Origin of the sequence: Neobacillus niacini (genome assembly GCF_030817695.1) — a bacterium.
In the GTDB taxonomy this organism is placed as follows: Bacteria; Bacillota; Bacilli; order Bacillales; family Cytobacillaceae; genus Neobacillus; species Neobacillus niacini_F.
Genome location: NZ_JAUSZQ010000003.1, coordinates 626208 through 651089 on the forward strand (window position 1 = coordinate 626208; position 24882 = coordinate 651089).

At 37.6% G+C, this 24882-nt stretch carries 24 protein-coding genes and 1 riboswitch; of the genes, 15 read left to right on the top strand and 9 right to left on the bottom strand.

Annotated features, from left to right (window positions below; translation table 11 throughout):
- The first annotated feature begins 9 nt into the window (after nt 1–9).
- The 9 genes from QFZ28_RS26570 (at nt 10) to QFZ28_RS26610 (ending at nt 8370) form a co-directional block, all read left to right on the top strand.
- Nucleotides 10–957, top strand: a complete 948-nt coding sequence (locus QFZ28_RS26570; protein ID WP_307197629.1) for a ribokinase — start codon at nt 10–12, stop codon at nt 955–957.
- 46 nt (nt 958–1003) lie between these two features.
- Nucleotides 1004–1675, top strand: a complete 672-nt coding sequence (rpe, locus tag QFZ28_RS26575; protein WP_307197630.1) for a ribulose-phosphate 3-epimerase — start codon at nt 1004–1006, stop codon at nt 1673–1675.
- Between the two features lie 10 nt (nt 1676–1685).
- Nucleotides 1686–2309, top strand: a complete 624-nt coding sequence (gene hxlA / locus QFZ28_RS26580; protein ID WP_307197631.1) for a 3-hexulose-6-phosphate synthase — start codon at nt 1686–1688, stop codon at nt 2307–2309.
- A gap of 34 nt (nt 2310–2343) precedes the next feature.
- Complete coding sequence (gene hxlB, locus QFZ28_RS26585; RefSeq protein ID WP_307197632.1) at nt 2344–2913, top strand: 6-phospho-3-hexuloisomerase; 570 nt, start codon at nt 2344–2346, stop codon at nt 2911–2913.
- 50 nt (nt 2914–2963) lie between these two features.
- Nucleotides 2964–3638 carry a D-allulose 6-phosphate 3-epimerase gene (gene alsE / locus QFZ28_RS26590; RefSeq protein WP_307197633.1) on the top strand — a complete coding sequence of 225 codons (675 nt, stop codon included), beginning with the start codon at nt 2964–2966 and terminating at the stop codon, nt 3636–3638.
- A gap of 47 nt (nt 3639–3685) precedes the next feature.
- Nucleotides 3686–4366 carry a fructose-6-phosphate aldolase gene (locus QFZ28_RS26595; RefSeq protein WP_307197634.1) on the top strand — a complete coding sequence of 227 codons (681 nt, stop codon included), beginning with the start codon at nt 3686–3688 and terminating at the stop codon, nt 4364–4366.
- Between the two features lie 37 nt (nt 4367–4403).
- Nucleotides 4404–5033, top strand: a complete 630-nt coding sequence (locus QFZ28_RS26600; protein ID WP_307197635.1) for a KpsF/GutQ family sugar-phosphate isomerase — start codon at nt 4404–4406, stop codon at nt 5031–5033.
- Nucleotides 5034–5067: 34 nt separating this feature from the next.
- Nucleotides 5068–6741 carry a ribulokinase gene (araB, locus tag QFZ28_RS26605; protein ID WP_307197636.1) on the top strand — a complete coding sequence of 558 codons (1674 nt, stop codon included), beginning with the start codon at nt 5068–5070 and terminating at the stop codon, nt 6739–6741.
- Between the two features lie 300 nt (nt 6742–7041).
- A complete protein-coding gene (locus tag QFZ28_RS26610; protein ID WP_307197637.1) occupies nt 7042–8370 on the top strand; it encodes an oligosaccharide flippase family protein in 1329 nt (442 codons plus the stop codon).
- A 66-nt stretch (nt 8371–8436) separates the two neighbouring features.
- Here the strand turns inward: QFZ28_RS26610 and QFZ28_RS26615 are convergent, their stop codons facing one another.
- From QFZ28_RS26615 to QFZ28_RS26630, 4 genes are all read right to left on the bottom strand, one after another.
- Nucleotides 8437–9072: a Bax inhibitor-1/YccA family protein gene (locus QFZ28_RS26615; RefSeq protein WP_307197638.1), complete on the bottom strand. Its 636-nt coding sequence runs from the start codon at nt 9070–9072 to the stop codon at nt 8437–8439.
- A gap of 64 nt (nt 9073–9136) precedes the next feature.
- On the bottom strand, nt 9137–9511 hold the full coding sequence (gene mscL, locus QFZ28_RS26620; protein WP_307197639.1) for a large conductance mechanosensitive channel protein MscL: 375 nt from the start codon (nt 9509–9511) through the stop codon (nt 9137–9139).
- A gap of 75 nt (nt 9512–9586) precedes the next feature.
- Nucleotides 9587–10819, bottom strand: coding sequence for an aminopeptidase (locus QFZ28_RS26625; RefSeq protein ID WP_307197640.1), 1233 nt, complete (start codon nt 10817–10819; stop codon nt 9587–9589).
- 360 nt (nt 10820–11179) lie between these two features.
- The gene (locus tag QFZ28_RS26630) at nt 11180–12451 is read right to left on the bottom strand and encodes an MDR family MFS transporter (RefSeq protein ID WP_307197641.1); all 1272 of its coding nucleotides are present in this window, start codon (nt 12449–12451) and stop codon (nt 11180–11182) included.
- A 212-nt stretch (nt 12452–12663) separates the two neighbouring features.
- On the opposite strand from QFZ28_RS26630, the gene QFZ28_RS26635 reads away from it, so the two are divergent.
- Entirely contained in the window at nt 12664–14853 is a 2190-nt protein-coding gene (locus tag QFZ28_RS26635) for a DNA topoisomerase III (RefSeq protein ID WP_307197642.1), read from the top strand.
- A gap of 357 nt (nt 14854–15210) precedes the next feature.
- Here QFZ28_RS26635 and QFZ28_RS26640 read toward each other — a convergent pair whose 3' ends face one another.
- Nucleotides 15211–16380, bottom strand: a complete 1170-nt coding sequence (locus tag QFZ28_RS26640; protein ID WP_307195258.1) for an IS256 family transposase — start codon at nt 16378–16380, stop codon at nt 15211–15213.
- A gap of 586 nt (nt 16381–16966) precedes the next feature.
- Here QFZ28_RS26640 and hutH point away from each other — a divergent pair.
- Nucleotides 16967–18484 (top strand): histidine ammonia-lyase, encoded by a 1518-nt coding sequence (gene hutH / locus QFZ28_RS26645; RefSeq protein ID WP_307197643.1) that lies wholly within the window; start codon nt 16967–16969, stop codon nt 18482–18484.
- A gap of 27 nt (nt 18485–18511) precedes the next feature.
- Here the strand turns inward: hutH and QFZ28_RS26650 are convergent, their stop codons facing one another.
- Nucleotides 18512–18676, bottom strand: a complete 165-nt coding sequence (locus QFZ28_RS26650; protein WP_307197644.1) for a hypothetical protein — start codon at nt 18674–18676, stop codon at nt 18512–18514.
- A 615-nt stretch (nt 18677–19291) separates the two neighbouring features.
- Nucleotides 19292–19379, top strand: a riboswitch (cyclic di-GMP riboswitch).
- A 32-nt stretch (nt 19380–19411) separates the two neighbouring features.
- Between QFZ28_RS26650 and QFZ28_RS26655 the strand changes: the two genes are divergently transcribed.
- Nucleotides 19412–19561, top strand: a complete 150-nt coding sequence (locus tag QFZ28_RS26655; protein ID WP_307197645.1) for an anti-repressor SinI family protein — start codon at nt 19412–19414, stop codon at nt 19559–19561.
- Nucleotides 19562–19619: 58 nt separating this feature from the next.
- Here QFZ28_RS26655 and QFZ28_RS26660 read toward each other — a convergent pair whose 3' ends face one another.
- Nucleotides 19620–19952 (bottom strand): helix-turn-helix domain-containing protein, encoded by a 333-nt coding sequence (locus tag QFZ28_RS26660; RefSeq protein ID WP_307197646.1) that lies wholly within the window; start codon nt 19950–19952, stop codon nt 19620–19622.
- A 205-nt stretch (nt 19953–20157) separates the two neighbouring features.
- Here QFZ28_RS26660 and map point away from each other — a divergent pair, with 205 nt between their 5' ends.
- A complete protein-coding gene (map, locus tag QFZ28_RS26665) occupies nt 20158–20904 on the top strand; it encodes a type I methionyl aminopeptidase (protein ID WP_307197647.1) in 747 nt (248 codons plus the stop codon).
- 31 nt (nt 20905–20935) lie between these two features.
- Here map and QFZ28_RS26670 read toward each other — a convergent pair whose 3' ends face one another.
- Nucleotides 20936–21163, bottom strand: a complete 228-nt coding sequence (locus QFZ28_RS26670) for a DUF1128 domain-containing protein (RefSeq protein ID WP_307197648.1) — start codon at nt 21161–21163, stop codon at nt 20936–20938.
- Nucleotides 21164–21384: 221 nt separating this feature from the next.
- On the opposite strand from QFZ28_RS26670, the gene QFZ28_RS26675 reads away from it, so the two are divergent.
- Together QFZ28_RS26675 and QFZ28_RS26680 are read left to right on the top strand one after the other, a co-directional pair.
- Nucleotides 21385–21768, top strand: coding sequence for a YtxH domain-containing protein (locus QFZ28_RS26675; protein WP_307197649.1), 384 nt, complete (start codon nt 21385–21387; stop codon nt 21766–21768).
- Between the two features lie 38 nt (nt 21769–21806).
- Nucleotides 21807–22643 carry a YihY/virulence factor BrkB family protein gene (locus QFZ28_RS26680; protein WP_307197650.1) on the top strand — a complete coding sequence of 279 codons (837 nt, stop codon included), beginning with the start codon at nt 21807–21809 and terminating at the stop codon, nt 22641–22643.
- Nucleotides 22644–22850: 207 nt separating this feature from the next.
- Here QFZ28_RS26680 and QFZ28_RS26685 read toward each other — a convergent pair whose 3' ends face one another.
- Nucleotides 22851–24767 carry a heavy metal translocating P-type ATPase gene (locus tag QFZ28_RS26685; RefSeq protein WP_307197651.1) on the bottom strand — a complete coding sequence of 639 codons (1917 nt, stop codon included), beginning with the start codon at nt 24765–24767 and terminating at the stop codon, nt 22851–22853.
- Nucleotides 24768–24882 lie beyond the last annotated feature (115 nt).

Below are 24882 nucleotides of genomic sequence, written 5' to 3' on the forward strand. Positions count from 1 at the left end.
GTGACTGATATGAAACAAACGAACATTCTTGTCGTTGGAAGTATTAACATGGACCTAATCGTTTATGGTGTTCCTAAAATACCTAAATTTGGAGAATCAATTGCTTGCGGCAGTTATCACTATGCCACAGGGGGTAAAGGTGCTAATCAAGCATATGCCGCGGCATTGCAAGGAGCAAACGTAAGTATGGTAGGAAGAATAGGCGATGATACCAATGGTCATACGATTGAAATGGAATTAAAAAAGGTTGGTATTGATACAACTTTTGTTGTTACTGATCAAGAAGCGCAAACGGGTCTTGCACCGATTATGGTTGATGAAGAAGGCAAATACTTTTCTTTAACGGTGCTGGGAGCAAATAATCATTTGATTGCAGATGATGTAATGAAAGCAATTGCAGCAAAGGATTATGATATGGTTTTAATGCAATTAGAAATGCCTTTAGAAACCGTTTATCGAACGTATGAAATTGCTAAAGAGAACAACATTCCAGTATTCCTAGATGCGGGTCCTGCTATGAATATCCCGTTGGATCGCTTAAAAGGGATTTATATTATTTCACCGAATGAAGCTGAAACGGAAGCCTTAACAGGGATATCTATTGATAGTGAAGAACAAGCGTTTAAAGCAGCTAAGCAACTTTATAAGAGGGTCAACCCAAAGTTTGTCATTTTAAAGATGGGAAGTCGAGGGGCTTATGTATACGATGGCATAGAGGGTAAAATGTATGCCTCGTTCAAAGTTGATGCTGTTGATTCTACAGGAGCGGGAGACACTTTTAATGCGACATTAGCGATAAAACTATGTCAGGGTTATCCAATGGAAATGAGTATTAAATCTGCACAGGCAGCTGCAGCCATTTGTGTCTCTCGTAATGGAGCTCAAAGCTCTATACCTGATGCGGAAGAAGTTCAGGTCTTTTTAAATGAAATCAATAGAAGTGCTAATTTGAATTAATTGATTAAAAATAATTATTTTTTAATACTATCCTGGAGGTGTTGGTATGGAAAGGAAGATGGCACCATCTTTAATGTGTATCGATTTAATGAACATTGAGCATGATCTGCGCTTATTGGAAAAGGCTAAAGTAGATTATCTCCATATAGATATTATGGATAACCACTTTGTACCTAATATTACGCTTAGTTTTGATTTTATTCATGGACTTAGGAAAATTACATCGATTCCATTAGATATACATTTAATGATCAATAATCCTGAGAACAGCTTTCATTATCTAAAGAATTGCAATCCAGAAGATATCATTTGCATTCATTATGAAGCGACAACGCATGTACATAGAGCACTGGGAATGATAAAGGATTTAGGTGCACAGGTTGGTATTGCGTTGAATCCTGGGACACCAATTGGCGTGATAGAAGATTTGTTGCCTGATTTGGATTCGGTTCTCATTATGACGGTAAATCCAGGATTCGCTGGACAGAAATTAATCCCTAGTACACTAGATAAGATTGCTAGACTTCGAAATATGTTAGACGAAAGTGGTTATCAAAACATTTTAATAGAAGTAGATGGGAATGTAAGTTTTGAGAACGCCAAGCTTATGCATGAAAAAGGAGCGAATATTTACGTCGGAGGATCCTCCAGCATTTTTCACAAGGAATCCTCGATTATTGAGAATTGTCATAAATTTAGGGAAATCATCTATTCATGAGGGGATTGTTATGAAACTACAAATTGCATTAGATACATGTAATCAAAAAGAGGCTCTAGCTATTCTTCATGATGTAGCAGATTTTATAGACGTTATCGAAGTTGGAACCCCGATGATTATTGAGTATGGAATGGAACCTGTAAGGGCTATTTCAAAGGAGTTTCCCAATAAATTAGTATTGGCTGATACGAAAATTATGGATGCAGGTGAATATGAAGCGGACATAGCCTTTAAGGCAGGTGCACAAATCGTAACCGTTATGGGGATTACTCATGATGAAACGATTAAAGGTGCTGTCAAAGCCGCTAAAAATGGAAATGGAAAAATACTTGCAGATATGATGTGCGTCCAGAATTTAGAAGAAAGAGCGAAAGAATTGGTAGAACTAGGCGTTGATTATATTTGTGTCCATACTGCCTTTGATGTTCAAGACAAGCAAAGTCCCTTTGATTCCCTATCTAAAGTTCAGAACATGGTTGGATCGCAGCATAGTGCGATAGCGGGAGGTATAAATATTCATTCAGTAGATAAAGTTATCCCATTCAAACCTGAAATTATGATAGTAGGCAATGGTATTACTGGCCAAGATGATAGAAGAAAAACGGCTAAAATGATAAAACAATTGTTAGTTTAGTCAGATAAAAGAAGAATACCAGGAGGGATCTCATATGGTAAATGTGCAGATGTATGAGGAAAAAAGAGAGATTGCCCTTAATGAATGTATGCAAGCACTAAAATCGATAGATTCAGAAAGCGTTGTTAAGTATATAACGATGATTGAAAAGGCAGAAAAAGTTTTCTTTATTGGCGTTGGCAGGGTATTACTATCGTTAAAAGCGATCTGTAAGAGATATGCCCATATCGGCATTCATTCTGTTGTTGTAGGGGACATAACGGAGCCCGCTATAACAGCCAAAGATGTCTTAGTAGTTGGATCTGGAAGTGGGAATACCTTAATCCCTTTAGAAATTGCCAAGAAAGCAAAGAAAATTGGGGCAACAGTCATTCATATCGGAAGCAACCCAGAGGGTAGTATAAAGGAATATACAGATTTTTTCCTAAGAATCCCTGTGGCAAGTAAATTGAAAAATTTAGATGAAGTTCAATCCAAGCAACCGATGACTTCTTTGTTTGAACAATCGCTTTTACTTTTCGGCGATATTACTGCCGCCATGATTTTAGAAGATAAGCAAATTGTATTGGACGATTTATGGCAATGCCATGCAAATCTCGAATAATTTTTTATCTATTTTATAATTATTGTTAGTTTCTTTCGAGGAGGAAGAAAATGAAACCACGATTTTCAGCTTCGCTAATGTGTATGGATTTTTTACATGTGAAGGAACAAATAGAAATATTAAATGATTATGTAGATTATTTTCATATTGATATAATTGACGGTCATTACAGCAAAAACCTTTCTTTATCACCTGATCTTATTCAAGCTTTTTCTAAAGTAGTAAATAAACCGATGGATGCTCATTTGGCAACGACTAATCCTGAGAATTGGATTCAACCTTGTGCAAAGGCAGGAGCGACCTATATTTCCCCCCATGCGGAAACAATTAGTAATAATGCTTTCCGTATATTCAACATGATAGAGAGTGCGGGTTGTAAAGTGGGTGTTGTATTAAATCCAGCAACACCAATAAATTTTGTGGAAACATATTTAGGCAGGGTTGAGTTATTAACGATTCTAACCGTTGACCCTGGATTTGCTGGGCAGCCATTTATCAGTGAAATGCTTGATAAGATAAGAGCTGCTGCAAAATTAAGGGAAGAGAACGGATATACCTATAAAATTCAGGTAGACGGAGCTGTTAATAAAACAACATTTAAAAGGTTAAAAGATGCTGGAGCAGATGTTTTTGTCCTTGGCTCCTCTGGATTGTTCAATTTGGACGACGATTTATTGAAAGCATGTAGTCAAGCTTATGAAAATTTCTATGAAGTTACAAAATAGGAATCTTCAAATGAAATTATAAAAGTAGTGGAAGAGGATGATTTCAAATGGAATTAATGTTTGACACTGCAAATTTAAATGAGATTGAATATTATTCAAAAATTTTTCCGATAAAAGGGGTAACTTCGAATCCAAGTATCCTTAAAAAGGAAGGTCGCTTAGACGTATTTAATCATCTGGAGAAAATCAAAAACATCATAGGAACCAATAGGTCCTTACATGTCCAGGTTACAACTAATACAAGTGATGAAATGGTGAAAGAAGGGTACACAATAGCTGAGAGACTTGGTAAAGATATATATATTAAAGTTCCTGTTAATGAGGAAGGTCTAAAAGCGATACGGATTCTCAAAAGGGAGCAACTAAAAATAACAGCAACTGCGATTTACACTATGGCTCAAGGTGATTTTGCCATCATGGCTGGATCAGATTACATAGCTCCATATTTCAATAGAATGGAGAATATTAACATTAACCCAACCTCCGTTATTAACCATTTTAGTAACCTAATTAAAGAATATAATATGGAAACAAAGATATTAGCAGCTAGTTTTAAGAATATCGGACAAGTAATGCGTGCGTATGAGAGTGGTGCACATTGTGCAACCGTTGACCCTAGCTTGCTTAGTAATTCGCTTAAAATGCCTGCTATTGAAGAGGCCGTTAGTAACTTTAAAAGTGATTGGGAGATAGTTTATGGTAACGGCATAACTTTAAAAGACCTTTAACTATCATTTGATACCAGACGAAAGGTAAGTGATTAAATTGTTTTCAAGAATTATAGATTCTGTTAAAGATACACTTATTAAAGAATCAGAAGCAATTGAAGAAATTAATGCTAATTTGGATGAAGAGCAAATTAATAAAATTGTTGAACTAGTAATGGATTGTAAAGGGAAAATTATCACAACCGGTTGTGGAACTTCTGCAGCAGCGGCTAAAAAAATAGCACATACCCTCAGTTGCATAGAATGCCCTGCACTGTTTTTATCGCCTTCAGATGCAGTCCATGGCGGGTTAGGAGTAGTGCGAAATCAGGATATTGTTATTGTATTCTCTAAAGGTGGGGAAACTCAAGAAATTAATAATATCATTCCTAGCTGCAAAGTTAAAGGTGCAACAATCATCGCTATTACCGAATCAGAAGGTTCATATATTGCACGAGAAGCTGATGCGCTATTAAAAATAAAGGTTAGTAAAGAACCCGATGATTTTAATATGCTGGCTACGTCTAGTATTTTAGCAACGATTGCCGTTTTTGATGCAATTTGTATTGCCATCACTAGATTTAGAGGCTTTACCAAAGAACAATTTGCTGTCATCCATCCAGGTGGAAAGGTAGGAAATACTTTAAAGAGAAAAAATAAAGAGCTAGAAGACGTTCAAGATATGTAACTTAACAGAGAAATTTAGCTTGGAGGTATGATTCATGTCAAAATATACAATAGGAATTGATTTTGGTACGTTGTCTGGGCGTGCCATTCTTGTTGATGTGAACACAGGAGAAGAATTAGCGATTAGTACCTTAGAGTATAAGCATGCAGTTATGGATAATTCTTTACCAAGTGGGAAGAAACTTCCTCGGGATTGGGCATTACAGCACCCAAAAGACTACCTCGATGTACTTTCGACCACGATACCGAATGTTATAGGAGAAGCCGGTGTTTCTCCTGACGATATAATAGGAATAGGCATTGATTTTACAGCATGTACAATCATTCCTATTAAATCAGATGGAACCCCGCTTTGCTTTTTGAATGAATATAAAGATGAACCACATGCGTATGTGAAATTATGGAAACACCATGCAGCTCAAGATAAGGCAGATCAATTAAATGAGATAGCCTTAAAAATGGATCAGCAGAAATGGCTTGATCGCTATGGAGGAAAAATTTCCTCTGAATGGTTATTTCCTAAGGTATGGCAAATTTTAGATGAGGCCCCACATATTTATGAAGAAACCGATTATTTTATTGAAGCGGCAGACTGGGTGGTTTGGCAACTAACAGGTAACCATACACGTAATGCCTGTACGGCAGGTTATAAGGCTATTTGGCATAAGCAGGATGGTTATCCAGACCCGGAATTCTTTAAAGAACTCGATCCCCGTTTAGAAAATGTTGTTGAAGAAAAGCTTAATATGCCAATTACTCCTCTTGGAGAAAAAGCAGGGGAAATAACCGAAAGGGCAGCTGACATGACCGGGTTAACTGTCGGCACAGCAGTAGCAATTGGCCATGCAGATGCCCATGTATGCTTCCCAGCACTTAAAATTGATGGCCCAGGTAAAATGCTGAATATCATTGGTACCTCAAGTTGTCATTTAATCCTTAGCGAGGAAGAACAGTTAGTACCAGGTATTTGTGGAGTTGTAGAAGATGGTATATGCCCAGGATTTTACGGATATGAAGCAGGTCAGAATTGTGTTGGTGACACGTTTGGCTGGTTTGTCGATAACTGCGTAAGTGCAGAGTATTATAAACTGGCTCATCATGAAGAAATTGGTATATATGAATATTTGACAAGAAAAGCACAACAGTTACATGCAGGTGAAAATGGATTAGTAGCTTTGGACTGGTGGAATGGCAACCGTTCAACTTTGGTAGATGTTGATTTAACTGGTTTGATTGTTGGAATGACACTTCAAACAAAACCGGAAGAAATTTATCGCGCATTACTCGAATCAGCTGCATATGGTACGAGGAAAATTGTTGAAACTTTTAGGGATAATGGTGTACCAGTGAATGAATTTTTTGCTGCTGGAGGAATCGCCCGGAAAAACTCCTTAATGATGCAAATTTATGCCGATGTACTTGATATGCCGGTTAAAATCGGTGGATCCTCACAAGCTCCAGCTCTAGCTAGTGCAATATTTGGTGCTGTTGCAGCCGGTTCAGATCGAGGCGGTTATGACGATGTCTTTGAAGCAGGCAAAGTAATGGGGAAATTGGATGATAAGGTGTACTATCCAATTCCAGAAAATAAAGAAATATATGATCGTTTGTACAGTGAATATTCGGCATTATATGACCACTTTGGAAAATATACAAGAGATACTATGAAGCGATTAAAAACAATAAGAAAAGAACAGACTACATCATAAAATCTTTTTAGACGTTCTAATCAAATAAGACGGATAAACTAGATATGAGTAACTTCGCAAAAATTAATGGTGTGTGGAAAAATACCATACTGGAAATTCATCCAGTTTTTGTGTTGCAGTCAAAAAATTTACCAAGAATGTACTGTTCGAAGTGGAATTTTGAATATAAATAGTTTTTCATGCAGCGAACGGAATTGCACTGTTCGCTTATTTTAATGTTTAGTTTCTAAAATTCCCTACTAATCTTAGAACTTGTCTCATAGCTTATAAAAGCGAGATTGTTTTAAAGGGGAGTTCGTAATGGCTATCTTTTACAAAGGTATTTTATTTTTAGCCCTATCCGCCTTTTTAGGGGAAGGTGTTGAGTTCTTAGTTAATTTAATTCTAGCGAAAGAATTGGGCAAGCATGGATTAGGTTTATATATGTCAATCCTTCCATCTATTTATCTCTTAGTCCTGTTATCGAGCTTTGAGCTGCCAGTTTCAATATCAAAGTTTGTTGCCGAAAAAGAGGAAAAGTTTCATCGGAATATCCTTTATCATGCAATTACAATAACCATTATTTTTACATGTATTCTGCTGGTGTTTGCTATGGTTCTCATTCCATTTATTTCAGTTTTTGATGGATACCATCCCTATACCCGCTGGCTCATAATTCTGCTTGTTCCGGTTATTTCCTTTACCTCTGTAGCTCGCGGTTATTTCATGGGCAGGCATCACATGGGTAAGATTGCCATTGCAAACTTCATAAGAAAATCTATTCAGCTAGTGCTGTTATTCGCATTATTTCGTTTCTTCCAATTTGATTCAGAAGCCTCGGTACTCATTGCAATCGCCTCCTTTATTGGAAGTGAAATTGCTGTATTTCTTTATTTATGCTACATGTTAATTATTCAATTCCAGCAGCTAAAACGAATGCCCTTTTCAAATTTAAATCGTAAGGCTGTTCGGAAAAATTTAATGGCTGTCTCTGTCCCAACCACCGGATTACGATTATTCTCTGCATTCACAGGGGCGATACAACCCTTTCTAATCAAGGCTGCATTGGTCAAGTCTGGTCTTTCTGAAACGATCGCAACCGAGCATTTTGGCATGCTAATGGGGGTTGCAGTTTCAATTGGATTTTTCCCAGCATTTATTGCTCATTCCTTAATGACTGTCTTAATTCCAGCTGTTTCTAAAACCTACTCGATGAGAGATTACTCGACACTGCAAAAAATGCTGACACAGGTAATGACACTGACTTTCCTATATGGGGTCCCAGCAGTAGTGGTATTCTATCTTTTTGCCCAGCCTCTTACATCAATATTCTTTACCTCATCTACTGCAGCTGTTTTTTTACAAATGCTATGGCCATTCTTTCTCTTTCATTTTTTTGTCATGCCGATGCAGGCATTTTTAATTGGATTAGGACTAATCAAGGAAACGTTTATTCATGGTATTTGGTCGACGATTGTTACCTTTGCTATCATCATTCTCCTTGCCTCGCGTCCCGAATGGAGGGTGGACGGCGTGATTATTGCGATGAATACAGGCTCCGTCTTATTAGCACTCATGCATTACTTAAGTATTTGCAAAAAAATAGGTGTATCTATATTTATGCGAGGGCTTATTCAAAAAAATAATTAAGGAAGTTAGAACGAATCCAACCCTTTGCACAATAAAAAGCCGGGAGAGAACTCCCGGCTTCTATTATTAATCCTTAGATGAAAGAATTCCAAAAATCCTCAAAATACTAACAAACAGATTGATAAAGTCTAAGTAAAGATTTAATGCCATCAAAGGAACCTCTTCAGCACTTACTCCATAATGCTTCATACGGTTGAAATCAAATAACACATAACCACTAAAAACCAATACGCCAATAAAAGAGAATGCAAGCATACCTGTTGAGCTTAGCGGCATGAAAATATTAAAAATAGAAATGGCAACTAACGCAAGTAAGGCTGCTAGCAGGAATCCGCCTAAAAAGGAGAAATTTCGTTTTGACACTGTTGCATAAATGGCTACTCCAGTAAACACGACAGTGGTAGTTCCGAAAGCCATCAAGACCACATTTGCTCCAGCCGTCATTGCATAATAAGAAACAATTGGATATAACGTAATCCCTGAAATGAATGTGAAGATATATAAGAAAGTATAAGAAATGGCTTTTTTACGTCTAAAGAAAAAGGCGATCATCAACAAAACAAATTCAAGGATTGCTAATGGTAAAAATAATGCCGGTGGTACAAAGGTTCCTGCCATGGTCCCAACGAAGGCGATGGCTAAAGAAAGAGCAAATGTCCGAATAACAGAAGGCAAAAATTCAGTAGATGTTTGAGTATACAATTTTTCTTCACCTCGAAAATAGTTTATATCTAGAATATACGAAGGAAAGGTCAAGATGTTTCATTTATCTAGAAAAATCTTTTTCTGCTTTCAATAAATCTCGTATTTCAGCAAGTAGTTCCTCTTTCTTGTCAATTTGAACCACCACTTTAACTTCTTCTTCTTTCTTTTTAAAACGAGAAAGGAATCTAATAAACATAAATATAGAGAATGCAATGATTAAGAAATCGATTATCGATTGTAGAAATACCCCATATCTTACTTCCCCAAACGCTAAATCCGCAACACTAACCCTTCCCACGAGCATGGCAACGATTGGCATAATAATATCTGCAACCAGTGAGGAAACAATCTTCCCGAATGCTCCGCCAATGACAACCCCAACAGCGAGATCAATCACATTCCCTCTCATGGCAAACTTCTTAAACTCATTTAACATAAAAAAACCTCCAAATCCTCATGTAATCAGCAAAGAACAGCTTCCAATTCAGAAGCTGCTCCATTTATTATACCATTAAAATGCCCAATTGCCTTTTCTAAATACCGGTTCGCTTGTGCCATCGGCTTTAATGCCATCAATGTCCATATCTTGAGAGCCTATCATGAAATCAACATGTGTAATACTATCATTAAGACCATTTTCTTTTAGTTCTTCAGCGGACATTTTCTTACCGCCTTCAATACAGAACGCATAAGCGCTTCCGATTGCTAAGTGGTTTGAGGCATTTTCATCAAACAAAGTATTATAGAACAGTACATCAGATTGTGAAATTGGTGAGTTGAAAGGAACGAGAGCTACTTCACCAAGATAATGTGAGCCTTCATCCGTTTCAACTAAACGCTTTAAGAACTCTTCACCTTCTTCAGCCTTATAATCAACAATTCTTCCATTTTCAAAGGTTATGGAGAAACGGTCAATAATATTTCCGCCATAGCTTAATGGCTTCGTACTTGCGACTGTACCGTTAACACCATCGCGATGAGGAACAGTGAAGACTTCTTCTGTTGGCATATTCGCCATAAATTCAAAGCCTTTTTCATTTATACTGCCAGCCCCAACCCAAAGATGGTTATGCGGGAGTTCGATGGTTAAGTCAGTTCCTGGCGCGGTATAGTGAAGCTTTTGATAGCGTTTTTCATTTAAATAGTTAACCTTTTCATGTAAGGTTTCATCGTGCTTCTTCCAAGCCTCAACAGGATTTTCAGTATCGACACGAACAGCTTTGAAGATGGCGTCCCAAAGTAATGAAACTTGTTGATCACTTGGTGCGTCAGGGAATACCTTTCTAGCCCATTCAGGAGATGGAGCAGCAATTACTGTCCAGCTGACTTTATCCGATTGTGCTGCTTGACGATATTTTGCCAGCGCCGTCCCTGCAGCTTTTTGGAAATTAGAAATACGTTCTGGATTAACTCCTTTTAATAAGTCTGGGCTGGAAGAAACAATCGCCATAAAAGCCGCCCCTTGGTCAACAAAGTCTTCCATTTCCTTTGCACGCCATACAGGATATGTAGTAAAAGCATGATCTGGTGCTAATTCATATTTTGTTCTGGATACAACATCGTCGGTCCAGTTAACTACCACGTTATCTGCACCTGCCTTATAGGCACTTTTCACAACATGACGGACAAATTCTGCTGCGTCTATGGTCGCATTTACAACCAAAATTTGCCCCTTTTGAATATTTACACCCACTTTAATAGCAAGCTCTGCATATTTCTCAAGGTTTCTTTGAAATTCACTCATAGTTTAGTCTCCCTTTTTCAGAATCTACCTTTTTAATTTTAGCCCTTTTAATGTTAAAAAGAAACTGATAACAGTTTACCGTTGTTCCCTTTGAAATTAGGTAAAAAAATAAGTAGGGATGTACATCTCTACTCTAATTTGCTGCCATATACTTTTATATTAAAATAAACACCCGCTGAAAAAATTACTAAAAATGTAATAAAACCAGACCATGAAGTGGGGGACATAAATTGGGATAATTCCATTAATATCACCATCCTTATATTAGAAAACGATTACAAATTAATTATAATAGTAAACATCTAAAATGTGAACGATTCAGCACAATTTATTGACAATTTTTTGAACAAAAAAAGGATCCTAATGAGGATCCAATGCAGTTTTCTTTTCAAAGGAATAAAACATGAGCCAATACAATCCAGCACTTGCAAGCGCCAAAAGGCATAAAACGAAAAATGTCCACTCATACCCAATCAAAACGGTCAGTGGGATTGATAATGGAGCAATGGTTCGGCTGATTGTAAAACGTAAGCTCGCAGCAGCAAAATATTGTCCCCGCATATGCTCAGGTGCAAGCTTCGAAACAAAGCTTTGTTGAATGCCAGCCCCCATTAACTCAGCAAAAGTAAACACCGCCATCGCGATGATAAATCCCCAAATCCAATGAGTTTGGCTAAAGAGGACAATCGAAATTGCATAAATAACCGAGGAAAAAACAAATACACTCCGTTCTTTATACTTACCCATCCATTTTGTAATGACAACCGTTAATAAAGCTACAAGAAAGCCATTTTCAGCAAGCACAATTCCAAAGGCTTGCTCTCCTTTAACAGTAAATGACCAGTCTCCAATTGAAAACAGAGTTTGAAGGTCGATTACATCTTTCATATAAACAGGAAATAATAAATCCAACTGCATAAATGTTTGATTAGCTAAGACACCCGCAATGATAAAAAGAAGGAAGGTTTTATCTTTTATGATTAAGGTGTAATCCTTCAGCTGGTTTTGTAGGAAATAATACCATTTACCTTCAGCTTCCAAGGGATCGGCCTTTTGTAACGGTGCTGTTTCCCTAGTCCATTTTGCTAAGATTAAGCCTAGTAATATACAAACAATACCAGCAAACAGTAACGTTTCAAAACGATAGTTGACGTAAAAAATGGCACCCAAAATTGGACCAATCACGACCGCAATGTTTATCGAGGTGTAGAAAATGGCAAATACATTGCTTCTATCCTTTTCGTCAACGACATCTGCCACCATGGCTTGACTGGCTGGCCAATAAAACGAACCAAAAACGCCAGCAATGGTGAACGAGATAAATCCCAACCAAGGTGATTGAAGCCAAGGAGAACTTGCCACAGCAAAAGCTAAGAAAGAAAGGCCTTGGCCAAAAGCAGAAAGAACCATCATCCGTTTACGCCCGAAACGATCGGCGCAGTAGCCACCCATTAGGTTCGCGAGGACTGAAAATATCTGTGAAAATACCAACAAAAAACCGGCTTTACTTTTACCGAATTCGTCTGCAAAATAAATAGTTAAAAACGGAAAGAACATCCAAAACGTAATGTTCATCATGGCTTCGCTAAATAAGCGAACCTTTAAGTTAGGATCCCAATCTCTAATCCTCATGTGTACCTCCGGAGCCAATATGTATGATAGCGCTTTTCCATCATACTATCACCAAAGAGATAAATACAAGAAAAAAAGATAGGTAAAAATGAATGTACCTATCCGGTATTTAGTCCTAACTTTCAAAGCTTGGTTTAAGCAATGCATTTCTGTAAATCAAGTCATAATATGCTATATTATTATTCAATGGTTCACTGAAAGGATGTTTATTAATGAAAAAAAGTGTAGTTATAGCAGAAAAACCTTCTGTCGCTCGTGATCTAGCACGAGTATTGAATTGTCATAAAAAAGGAAACGGTTTTTTAGAAGGAGATAAATATATTATTACATGGGCACTAGGACATTTAGTTACCCTTGCAGATCCGGAAGTGTATGACGATAAGTATAAAACCTGGAAAATAGAAGATTTACCGATGCTTCCAAACGAGTTAAAACTTGTTGTCATTAAGCAAACGAGTAAGCAGTTTCATGCTGTGAAAAGCCAACTGCAACGCTCTGATGTCGGGGAGATTGTTATTGCAACAGATAGTGGCCGTGAGGGAGAACTAGTTGCTAGATGGATAATGGCTAAGGCAAAGGTTAATAAACCTACAAAACGTCTATGGATATCTTCCGTTACGGATAAAGCAATTAAAGATGGCTTTGCCAACCTGAAGCCCGGCAAAGCCTATGAAAATTTATTTGCATCTGCTGTTGCGCGGTCAGAAGCGGATTGGTATATCGGTCTGAATGCAACCCGTGCATTAACAACTCGTTTTAATGCCCAGCTAAACTGCGGAAGGGTTCAAACCCCAACGGTTGCAATCATTGCAGCACGTGAGGATGAAATAAAAAACTTCAAACCTCTAAACTTTTACGGAATCGAAGCGCAAACCTCAGAGAATTTAAAATTGACATGGCAGGACGCAAGCGGAAATAGCCGAAGCTTTGATAAAGAGAAAGTCGACGCGATTGTGAAAAAACTTGGCAAACAAAACGCCTTAATAAAAGAAATTGAGAAAAAACAGAAAAAATCCTTTTCTCCTGGGCTTTATGATCTAACCGAACTACAGCGCGATGCGAATAAAATTTTTGGGTATTCTGCTAAGGAAACGTTAAATATCATGCAAAAACTATACGAGCAGCATAAAGTTTTAACTTATCCTCGTACAGACTCACGTTACCTTTCTTCAGATATTGTAGGAACGCTTGCAGAACGTTTGAGAGCATGTGGAGTAGGAGAGTATCGTCCGTTAACAAATAAGATTTTAAGCAAGCCAATAAAAGTTTCAAAATCATTTGTAGATGACAGCAAAGTATCCGATCACCATGCGATTATTCCAACAGAAGGTTATGTCAACTTCTCAGCCTTCACAGATAAAGAGCGGAAAATATATGACTTAGTGATAAAACGATTCTTAGCCGTGTTATTCCCAGCATTTGAGTATGAGCAGCTTACGCTTCGTGCAAAAATCGGGGAGGAGAACTTTGTTGCAAGGGGAAAAACGATTTTATCATCTGGATGGAAAGAAGTATACCAGAATCGCTTTGAAGACGAAGATGGAGCAGACGATCTAAAGGAACAGATATTGCCACGTATCGAAAAAGGCGATATCCTTAACCTGAAATTAATCGCGCAAACATCTGGTCAAACGAGTCCTCCTGCCCGTTTTAATGAGGCAACATTACTGACGGCAATGGAAAATCCAACGAAATATATGGAAACCAATGATAAACAACTGGCAGAGACATTAAAATCAACTGGCGGGTTAGGAACTGTGGCTACACGCGCTGATATTATTGACAAGCTTTTCAATTCATTTCTACTCGAAAAGCGAGGCAAAGACATTTACCTAACTTCTAAAGGGCGCCAATTGTTAGATTTGGTACCTGAAGAACTAAAATCTCCTGCATTGACTGCTGAGTGGGAGCAAAAGCTTGATCAAATTGCCAAAGGCAAGTTGAAAAAAGATGTTTTTATCAGTGAAATGAAAAAGTACACAAAAGAAATTGTTGCTGAAATTAAAGCGAGTAATAAAAAGTATAAGCACGACAATATCTCTACAAAAAGTTGTCCGGACTGCGGAAAACCAATGCTTGAAGTAAATGGGAAAAAAGGTAAAATGCTTGTTTGCCAAGACCGTGAGTGTGGACATCGTAAAAACGTTTCGCGCGTCACAAATGCGCGATGCCCACAATGCCATAAAAAACTGGAATTGCGTGGTGAAGGTGAGGGCCAAGTCTTTGCATGTAAATGTGGACATCGTGAAAAATTATCCGCATTTGAAGCACGTCGCAAAAAAGAATCTGGTGGTAAAGTAGATAAACGTACGGTGCAAAAGTATCTGAAAAACCAAAACAAGGAAGAAGAACCGATTAATACAGCTTTGGCAGATGCCTTAAAGAAGTTGAATTTGAAGTAAGGAAAATCAATAACAATCCCCTGTAGAAAATTGGGCTCTATATACTAGTTTGTATATAAAGCCCATATTGTAAACAAAGGGTTCCGTTTTTGGGTGTATTCATTTAAAAGACGTACGCACTTATCGGTTGGGGGATCAGGTTGAGCACCTGAGTTATTAAATAAACGGAGAAATTCCGCTTAATTCGTAATTAGTATTAAAAAGAGCTTCAAATAGACGGAGAAATTCAGTCAAGTCCATGTTATTGTGTAAATTCATTACCTCATCATTACAATGTTTAACAGGAGTATAGAATTTTGATGTTTTGGAAGGGGGGTACCCCCCTTCCAAAACATCAAAATTTCGCGCGCTTCGCGCCTATTGTTTTTCTTGCACTACTTTTCTCGTAGTTTGTTCTTCGGCTAAGTCGATTAAGACCGCTCCAATTAATCTGAACGCAGATTGTGTATTAGGAAAAATACGGATCACTCTTTCCCTTCTTCTTACTTCTTGATTTAACCGCTCCAATGAATTTGTACTACGAATAAATTGATGATATTTCTGAGGTTCATTGAAATATTGAATGGCATCTTCGAAGCCATCTTCTAATATATCTATTGCATTTTGTAGCTTTGGATTATCACCAAATTGATTCAAAAACTCCTCTTTAAATCTCCGAGCATCCTCAATTTTCAATCCCTCGAAAATCCTTTTTAAACCTAATTTCACTTCTTCCATATCTTTTTTCGGCAATTTATTAAAAATATTTCGTTTGAAATGTACCGTGCAGCGTTGCCAAGTGGTTCCCACAAACTCACTGCCAATTGCCTTTTTTAGGCCCTTATGTGCATCAGAAATGATTAATTTTGGCGATTGTAAACCGCGTGATTGTAAGTGTTGGAAAAATCTTTGCCAAGCTTCATAGCTTTCAGAGTGGTCCACTTTTAAGCCAAGAATTTCTCTGTCATTGTTTTCATTAATTGCAGTTGCAATATAAACTGCTTTAGAAACCACTCGGTGATGTTCTCTCACTTTAATATACATGGCATCTGCAAAAATATAGGGATAATACATCGTATTAATTGGCCTATTAGCCCACTGATTAACAACTGGGTCAAGCTTTTCTGTTAGAGAGGAAACGAACGATTTTGAGACAGTTTCCCCACATAACTGTTGGACAACATTCTTTACTTTCCGGGTGGAAACCCCATTCACAACCATTTCAAGCATAGAGAGGACAAATGCTTGATCACAACGTGCATACCTTTCAAATACTGATGGCGAAAAATCACCGTTACGCGTTCTAGGTACTCTTAAAGTTATTTTTCCAATACTTAATAATAAATCACGTTCATAGTAGCCATTTCGATAGTCACGACGTTCAATGGAACGTTCGTAGGAACCAGCTTTTAAAAAATCATCCCGTTCTTTTTCCATCACAGAATTCAAAACCAAGACGATAGACGCTTTGATCACAGCGTCTATATCAGAGTTCATAACGGAATCTTTTAAATCATTGATATTTAGGTTAAACTGTATTTGAGTCATAATTAATTCCTCCACATTGTTTTCTTCGCCGTTAACATTGTAACCATGAGGAGTTAATTTGACTCATTTTCTTTTTACACAATTATATGGACTCAATCAGAAATTCCGCCTATTGGCTCGGAAAATTCGAAAATGAGGGATTTTGCTTGGAATAAGCGGAAAACCTCCGCTTATTTACCCCGAAACGAGCTCCATTTTGCAGCTAACCGGAAAATTTCCGTTTATTTTACTTTTTGCTGGTTACTCATACCAATAACGCTAGCCAATACGACTGTCATTTCGACGGGTATTTTAAGAAAATCACCTCAAAACGGACCCCTTTAATTGTAAACAGAGGCAACCTTTCATATATTATCTCGCTAAAGTGATATCGTGCTAAAATTCTGACAATTATGTTGACAATCAAGCTTTTTATCACATACAATAATTATTGAACTAATAGAAATTATCGAATGGAATGATAACCAATGCTGCATCCAAAAACACAAACTGATTTATTATTTAAAAAAGAGGCTGGACTCCAAATCTAATCGAATTGGAATCCAGCCTCTTTCTTTATTCTATTAAAGTGGTAGAGGTGAGAAATATGATTATGCTAACAGGTCAAAGTTTAACGTTGGAACAAATGAAAGAGATTTTATTTCGTAAGGAAAAGGTTTTTGCTTCGGAGAAAAGTATGGATCTTGTAAAAAAGAGCCGTGAAGCAGTTGAGAAAATCGTTTCTGAGAACAAAGTGGTCTACGGAATTAATACTGGGTTTGGAAAGTTCAGTGATTTACTAATTAATAAGGATCATGTAAGGGATTTGCAGCTTAATTTAATCCGCTCCCATGCTTGCGGAGTGGGTGAGCCTTTTCCGGAAATCGTTTCGAAGGCAATGGTTCTTTTACGAGCAAACGCACTTTTAAAAGGGTTTTCAGGGGTCAGGCCGATTGTTATCGACAGTTTATTAGAGCTGGTGAATAAAGATATTAACCCGGTTATTCCGCAGCAAGGATCACTTGGTGCAAGTGGGGATTTAGCCCCGCTCTCCCATTTAGCATTAGTGTTGATTGGTGAGGGAGAGGTTTTTTATAAAGGAACACGGATGGATTCCATTCATGCCCTGCAAATTGAGGGGATTCAACCAATTACCTTAGAAGCAAAAGAAGGTCTTGCATTAATAAATGGTACACAGGCGATGACAGCAATGGGTGTTGTTGGGTATTTAGAGGCAGAGCAGCTGGCATATGAAAGTGAACTGATCGCAGCGATGACTCTTGAAGGGTTGAACGGAATCATTGATGCGTTTGCTGAGGAAGTCCATTTAGCAAGAGGCTACCAGCAGCAGATTGATACGGCAGCACGGATCCGCCGCTACGTAAGTGACAGTTTATTAATGACGGTCCAAGGGGAATACCGTGTCCAAGATGCTTACTCATTAAGGTGTATTCCACAGGTTCATGGTGCTTCCTGGCAGGCACTTGATTATGTAAAGGAAAAATTGGAAATTGAAATGAACGCTGCAACGGATAATCCATTAATATTCGATGACGGGGAAAAGGTTATTTCGGGCGGTAATTTTCATGGACAGCCGATTGCTTTTGCAATGGACTTTATGAAAATTGCAGTTGCCGAGCTTGCGAATATTTCTGAAAGACGGATTGAGAGATTAGTAAATCCACAGTTGAATGATCTGCCGCCTTTCTTAAGTCCTGAGCCAGGTTTGCAGTCTGGTGCAATGATTATGCAATACGCCGCGGCGTCACTAGTATCAGAAAATAAAACACTTGCTCACCCTGCAAGTGTTGATTCCATTCCCTCTTCTGCAAATCAAGAAGACCATGTGAGTATGGGAACCATAGCCTCTAGACATGCGTATCAAATTATCCAGAATGCTCGAAGAGTACTGGCGATTGAACTAATTTGTGCCATGCAGGCGGTTGAAATTCGCGGAGTAGAAAAAATGGCCAGCCAGACCAGGAAGGTGTATGAGAAGGGGAGGGAGCTTGTTCCTTCCATAAAAAAGGATCGAATCTTTTCTAAAGATATCGAAAGGGCCGCAGAAGGTCTAAAAGAATTGGACTTAGGAAAACTCATTCAAAAATTTGATAATGTTAAGTAAACAAAAAAGGCGTGAAATTCACGCCTTTTATTCTACGTCTTTCGTTTCAACTCGATTTTTAAATGCTTCTTGTACCACAATAAACTCTTCGTCTCCAATGGCATCCTTTGAGTGTCTCTCAACTAAGTTATCTTTTGGTAAATCTCCAGGATGACCTTTCTTTTTATGGTTAAAATGTTCTCCACGTGCCAAATTAAACACTCCTTTCGTCTTCGAATGTATCATTCCCAAACGAAGGAAATTTATGAGTGAAGACGAGAAGGTTAGTGTATTATTCACCTTCTATTTTTTCATCAGACTCCGCAGGTTTGCATATACGATCAAGTAGGTAACCAAAAAATACAATAAAGACAATCGGAATAGCGTAATTCAACACATGAATGGTTGTCATTGATAAGATTCACCGCCATTATTTGAATATTTGTAATATTTAGTATATTGTAATGGTGTTTATAGGTGAAGTCAACTGTCACAAAATAGACAAATTTCACAGTTTCTTCTAGTCTTTTCATCTCATTTACAAATTCCTTCCCTAGGTAAAAAAACTATTTTCGACTGTAACTCTGTCTATTTTCCAATAAATTTCCACTTGATTTGGAAACTTTAGTCACTATCCATGATACTTTAAGGGTATTTTGTAGAAAATTGGAATAATTTGTGTGAAAAAAAGGTTCAAAAAAATGAAATTTTTGACAAAATACAACACGTTACTAAAAAAGTACTAGGTATAATGAACTTAGTCATTATGAATCAGGAAAACTTGTACACCAAATATACTGAATAATCAAAGGTTTATGGGCAATAAGGAGCAGAAAAGGGCAAACCTATTGAAAAATGGGGACGCAAAGCCGAGGATCTAAGGTACAGATTTTACTATGATGGCCGGGCTGCCTGGAATACGAATATGTATTTTGGGAGTGAATGTGAGTGGCAATAGCTGATAGTTTGAATAATGGTATCGACGCCGAATGGTTAGCTCTTATTTTAGAGGCAAAAGAGGCGGGGATTTCAAAGGAAACAATCCTAAATTTTCTCCATCAGAACGAAGTCAAAGAGGTAGTCCTAAAGAATCGCTAAGATACATAAAAGAACAAAGCATACTACAACAAACAAGGTAGTATGCTTTGTTCTTTTATTATTCATTATTATTGTTTTGGCCAATTCGCCACTTATTGAATTCAATAAAATCGCGAAATTGTTCTTTTGAGACACCTGAATCCATCGCTTCTTTTACAATGCTCATCCAATCACTATCTAATTCTTCTTTATTAATGTGTTCATGTATTAAATGATCAACAGGAACATTTAATACAGAAGATATCTTTTCAAGGAATTGAATAGATGGATTTCTTTGCAGGTTTCTTTCCAGAGAGCTTAAATAAGATTTAGCAACCCCTGCTTGCTCGGCAAGTTCTGATAATGACATCTTTTTTTCTAACCGTAGTTTCTTTACACGATCACCTATCATGGGCTCACACACCTAGTTTTTATTATTACTATAATAATTTTATCAGAAATGCAGGGAAAGTTCCATATTAAGAACGGCCTATAATGACAAAAATATTTCTTAAAATGATAATTTTTTGAAAAAATGATAGCATAGCTATAATATTAAAGTGTGTTTCCAATTCTGTAAGAATACATAAAAATAATATAAAAAGGTTGGGAAGATCATGATTGTTCTTAAATCACAGCGGGAAATCGAAGCAATGAAAAAAGCAGGGGAAATTCTTGCTTCATGCCATAAAGAAATTGCAAAAATGATTAAACCAGGTATAACAACTTGGGAGATTGATGAATTTGTTGATGATTACCTTTTAAAACACAATGCCACTCCACAGCAAAAGGGCTATAAGGGCTATGAATACGCCACTTGTGCGAGTATTAACGACGAAGTATGCCATGGGTTTCCAAGAAAGGAACCATTAAAGGAAGGCGATATCGTCACCGTAGATATGGTCGTCAATTATAATGGAGGATTAGCGGATTCAGCATGGTCCTATGCTGTTGGGAACCTATCTAAGGAAACTGAGCATTTATTAAAGGTTACAAAAGAGGCGCTTTATAAAGGAATTGAGCAGGCTGTCCCTGGAAATAGGATTGGAGACATCGGTCATGCTATTCAAACCTATGTAGAAGGAGAAGGCTTATCCGTTGTTCGTGATTTTATTGGTCATGGAATAGGTGCCGTCATTCATGAAAAACCCGATGTACCACATTACGGGCTGCCTGGAAAAGGACCTAGAATAAAAGAAGGTATGGTATTTACTATTGAGCCAATGGTTAATATTGGCATGTATCAAACAAAAATGGATAGTAATGGCTGGACAGCCAGGACGATTGATGGTAAATATTCTGCTCAATATGAGCACACCATTGCTATCACCAAGAATGGTCCGATTATTTTAACTGAACAGTAAAAATAAAAAAACAGATCCCTCGAGATCTGTTTTATTTATTTTTGCGAAGGTTTCCTAATTCCTCCACCAAAGCTTGCATTTCGTTAGGGCTAAAGGAAGGTTTTTTCATCACCATCTCATAAATTTCTTTTAGTTCTTCGTACATTTCTTCATCAAAGTGTGATGGTTTAATGGCTCCGAGATTTAATACCTTTAATTTTTCTTTTATTTGTTCAATCATATACTCTACATTTTCAACTGTTTTCTCTGATAAATTCATTCCGTCACCCTTTCAGTATTCGTAACTTTATCTTTCCATTTTCATTGGCAGATGTCAATCTAAACTTGTTTCATTGCTTCTATTGATGGGTAATACCATAATAGGATAAAAATATGTTGAACTCTTGCATTTGGCTGCAAGGTTAAAGCAAAATATAAAGTGGGGTATATTGGTATTTTTTACATAGTAATCAAAACAAGTTGGAAGGAGAGGTTAAAAAAATGGGTAAAAATTTATTCTTGAAAGGCATGTTCTACGGTGCCTTAGCAGGTGGAGCTCTTAGTTTATTAGATAAAAAAACACGGCAGGATATGAAGGTAAATGTGAGAAAAGCGTACGAGCAGGTATCATATGTTGTCCGTCATCCTGAAGAAATCACGGAAAATGTTAAAGAGACCGCTGAAAAAATTAGAAACACAATTGAACAGGTTAGCGAGGACATTTCTTATATTACCTGTAAAGTGGACGAACTCCGTGAGTTAACACCCCAAGTAAAAGAAGTGGTAAAGGAAACGAAAAGTACATTCTCAAAACATGAAGATTCAACAGTCGTCGAAGATTTATTAAAAGAGGTTAATGTGGAAGAAGACTCAGCAGACAAGTAGGAATATGAAAGGAATTTGTTTTAAGGAGAGGTAAGAAAATGGAGAAGACAGCGAATGTCCGCAAATCCTTGGTGAGGCTGTTATGGCACCGGATTGAAGAAGATGATATACCAGGTTTATCCGCTCAACTCGCCTATTTTTTTCTACTATCACTGTTTCCACTTCTTATTTTCATTTTTACGTTACTGCCTTATCTGCCCATTCCATACCCCGATATCTTAGGGAGTATTAGAGAGTTTGCCCCCCCGCAGACAATGGATTTAATTGAAAAAAATGTTAACCATGTGATGAATAATCGCAATGGAGGATTACTTTCCTTTGGGGTAATTGGAACGATTTGGTCTGCATCTAATGGAATTCATGCCTTGGTAAGGGCCTTTAACAAGGCATACAATGTTGATGAAAGCCGTTCTTTTATTGTTTCTAGAGGTATGGCCATCTTGCTGACGATAGGCATGATTTTTGTTTTTATCGTAGCTGTATTACTTCCGATATTCGGAAGGGAAATTGGAACTTTTCTTTTCTCTTATTTAGGTTTTAAGCTGGAATTCCTCCGTCTTTGGGAAATGTTGCGATTAGTCGTCAGTGCGCTAATATTATTTATTATTTTTACTGGATTGTATTGGATTGCTCCCAATGTTAAATTACGCTGCAGAAGTGCATTCCCAGGAGCAGGTTTCGCAACCGTGGGCTGGATCCTTTCATCCTATGCTTTATCTTTTTACGTAAGTAAATTTAACAACTTTTCACTGACCTATGGGAGTATTGGCGCCATTATTGTCTTACTCATTTGGTTGTACATTTCTGGGTTTATTATCATTCTCGGCGGCGAGATAAATGCTTTTTATAGTGAAAAGAGTAAATCCAACTGTTAAAATTTTTCTTTATGAAAAATGCTTTATTGCAAACAATATAGGTGGGGAACAGAAAACAAATAGGGGGGTCTCACCATGACTAAACATACAAAAAAAGATGGCGGTACAAAACAAAAGGGTAAAGGCAGTAAAGGAAATAAAACTTCAGGATCTGCAAACGGAAGCAATGGATACCATTAAATAGAACCGGGCTAAAAGCCCGGTTCTTTAATTTTTGAGAAGTCTTAAACTGTTAAGAATCACAAGAATGGTACTGCCTTCATGTCCGATTACACCAAAGGGCAAATCCAACAATTGAAAAAAGTTAGATGAAATTAAGATCATAATCACCGTGATGGAAAAGATTACATTTTGTTTAATAATTTTATTCATCCGTTGCGAAAGATGAATCGCTTCGGCAATCCTTGGTAAATCGTTTTTCATGAGGACCACATCCGCAGTTTCAAGTGCCACATCCGAGCCTTCTCCCATGGCAATGCCAACATTTGCAATCGCTAAAGCCGGGGCATCATTAATGCCGTCACCAACCATCGCGATGGTTCCGTACTTTTCCTTCAGCTTTTTTAGCTGCTCGACTTTTTCTTCAGGCAGACATTCTGCAAAGAACTGATCCACATGACTTTCTTCTGCAATCACATTTGCCGTTTTCTCACTGTCTCCTGTAAGCATAACCGTGAAGATACCTTGATTCTTTAAATGATCGATGGCCATCTTCGTTTCTTGTCTAACCACATCTTTTAAAGCAATCATTGCCGCTAAACAATTGTTTACTTGTACAAATACAAGTGTATTCCCCTGACTTGCCAGGTGAGCAGCTTTGCCGTCCGCAAATGTTAAAGCAGCTTCTCTGCCAACAAAATCAGCTTTACCTATTTTCCACTGCTCACCATTAATTTCTGCTTTTACACCCCAGCCCGAAACATCTTCAAGATTTTCTGGCTGAAGAAGGTCGGTGTTAAAATTGGCTTTTACATATTTAACAATTGATTGTGCAAGAGGATGATTGGATTGATTTTCAATGGAAGCTGCTTTCCGTAATAGCTCAGCTTCCTCAAAGTCTTCATGGATAATAATTTCGGTAACTTCAGGTTTCCCTTTCGTCAGCGTACCAGTTTTGTCAAAGGCAATGGCTTTCAAGTGGCTTAGATTCTCCAAATGTACGCCGCCTTTTACTAAAATCCCGCGCTTTGCACCATTTGAAATGGCTGACAATGTTGCAGGCATAATGGAAGCAACCAGCGCACATGGGGAAGCAACCACTAATAAAATCATTGCCCGATAAAAAGATTCATTCCAGGTCCAATCCAGTAAGAAATAGGGCAGGAACATCATCAATAAAACAGCAGCTAATACAGTTTTTACATAGGTACCTTCAAACTTTTCGATAAACAGTTGTGATGGAGATTTTTCACTTTGAGCAGATTGTACGAGCTCAATGATCTTGTGAAAAAGTGTTTCATTACTAGCTTTTGTTGTTTGAACAGTAATAGCGCCTGTTAAATTCACTGTCCCAGCAAACACTTCCGTCTCTAGTCCTTTTGAGACGGGCATTGATTCACCTGTAATAGCAGCTTCATCAATATTGGTATGTCCTTTTTTAATGACGCCATCGGAAGGAATTCTTTCCCCAGGCTTAACAAGAATTTGGTCGCCGACTTTCAGCTCTGAAACAGGTACACGCCTTTCCACACCATTGTTAATAAGAAGTGCTTCCTCAGGCTGAAGCTTCATTAGTGAAGAAATCTCCTTATGACTCTTGTTCATCGTATAAGTTTCTAGGGCACCACTAACAGCAAAAATAAAGATTAGAATGGCACCTTCCGTCCAGTAACCGATAATCGCAGACCCAATCGCTGCAAAAATCATCAGCATTTCTACATTTAACTGTTTGTTTTCATACGTTGCTTCAATACCTTCCTTGGCCTTGGCAAAGCCCCCAATAACAAAGGCTAATAAATAAAAGATGATAGAAGCCACCTGATCATTCATCTTATCTGAAATCCATCCAGCAGCAATGAAAACACCGCTTAAACCAGCAGCTATTAATTCAACATGAGGTTTAATTTTTTCTATAATACCTACTTTGGGTATTACCTTTGATAATCTCTTAGCATCTGCACTCATTTTCAATTCCCTCCCCCTAATTGAGAAAAATAATCAAAATCATTACCCCTAAAAAACACGAAAGCTGTCATCAATTAAGATGACAGCAGTCTTACAAAAACAATTATTAGATTAA

Coding starts and splice junctions, on each gene's coding strand:
- QFZ28_RS26595 (WP_307197634.1), top strand. CDS start 3,686: ATGGAATTAATGTTTGACACTGCAAATTTAAATGAGATTGAATATTAT.
- hxlB (WP_307197632.1), top strand. CDS start 2,344: ATGGTAAATGTGCAGATGTATGAGGAAAAAAGAGAGATTGCCCTTAAT.
- alsE (WP_307197633.1), top strand. CDS start 2,964: ATGAAACCACGATTTTCAGCTTCGCTAATGTGTATGGATTTTTTACAT.
- rpe (WP_307197630.1), top strand. CDS start 1,004: ATGGAAAGGAAGATGGCACCATCTTTAATGTGTATCGATTTAATGAAC.
- QFZ28_RS26680 (WP_307197650.1), top strand. CDS start 21,807: ATGGAGAAGACAGCGAATGTCCGCAAATCCTTGGTGAGGCTGTTATGG.
- mscL (WP_307197639.1), bottom strand. CDS start 9,511: ATGTTAAATGAGTTTAAGAAGTTTGCCATGAGAGGGAATGTGATTGAT.
- QFZ28_RS26570 (WP_307197629.1), top strand. CDS start 10: ATGAAACAAACGAACATTCTTGTCGTTGGAAGTATTAACATGGACCTA.
- hxlA (WP_307197631.1), top strand. CDS start 1,686: ATGAAACTACAAATTGCATTAGATACATGTAATCAAAAAGAGGCTCTA.
- QFZ28_RS26630 (WP_307197641.1), bottom strand. CDS start 12,451: ATGAGGATTAGAGATTGGGATCCTAACTTAAAGGTTCGCTTATTTAGC.
- araB (WP_307197636.1), top strand. CDS start 5,068: ATGTCAAAATATACAATAGGAATTGATTTTGGTACGTTGTCTGGGCGT.
- hutH (WP_307197643.1), top strand. CDS start 16,967: ATGATTATGCTAACAGGTCAAAGTTTAACGTTGGAACAAATGAAAGAG.
- QFZ28_RS26670 (WP_307197648.1), bottom strand. CDS start 21,163: ATGAATTTATCAGAGAAAACAGTTGAAAATGTAGAGTATATGATTGAA.
- QFZ28_RS26640 (WP_307195258.1), bottom strand. CDS start 16,380: ATGACTCAAATACAGTTTAACCTAAATATCAATGATTTAAAAGATTCC.
- QFZ28_RS26660 (WP_307197646.1), bottom strand. CDS start 19,952: ATGATAGGTGATCGTGTAAAGAAACTACGGTTAGAAAAAAAGATGTCA.
- map (WP_307197647.1), top strand. CDS start 20,158: ATGATTGTTCTTAAATCACAGCGGGAAATCGAAGCAATGAAAAAAGCA.
- QFZ28_RS26685 (WP_307197651.1), bottom strand. CDS start 24,767: ATGAGTGCAGATGCTAAGAGATTATCAAAGGTAATACCCAAAGTAGGT.
- QFZ28_RS26625 (WP_307197640.1), bottom strand. CDS start 10,819: ATGAGTGAATTTCAAAGAAACCTTGAGAAATATGCAGAGCTTGCTATT.
- QFZ28_RS26635 (WP_307197642.1), top strand. CDS start 12,664: ATGAAAAAAAGTGTAGTTATAGCAGAAAAACCTTCTGTCGCTCGTGAT.
- QFZ28_RS26675 (WP_307197649.1), top strand. CDS start 21,385: ATGGGTAAAAATTTATTCTTGAAAGGCATGTTCTACGGTGCCTTAGCA.
- QFZ28_RS26610 (WP_307197637.1), top strand. CDS start 7,042: ATGGCTATCTTTTACAAAGGTATTTTATTTTTAGCCCTATCCGCCTTT.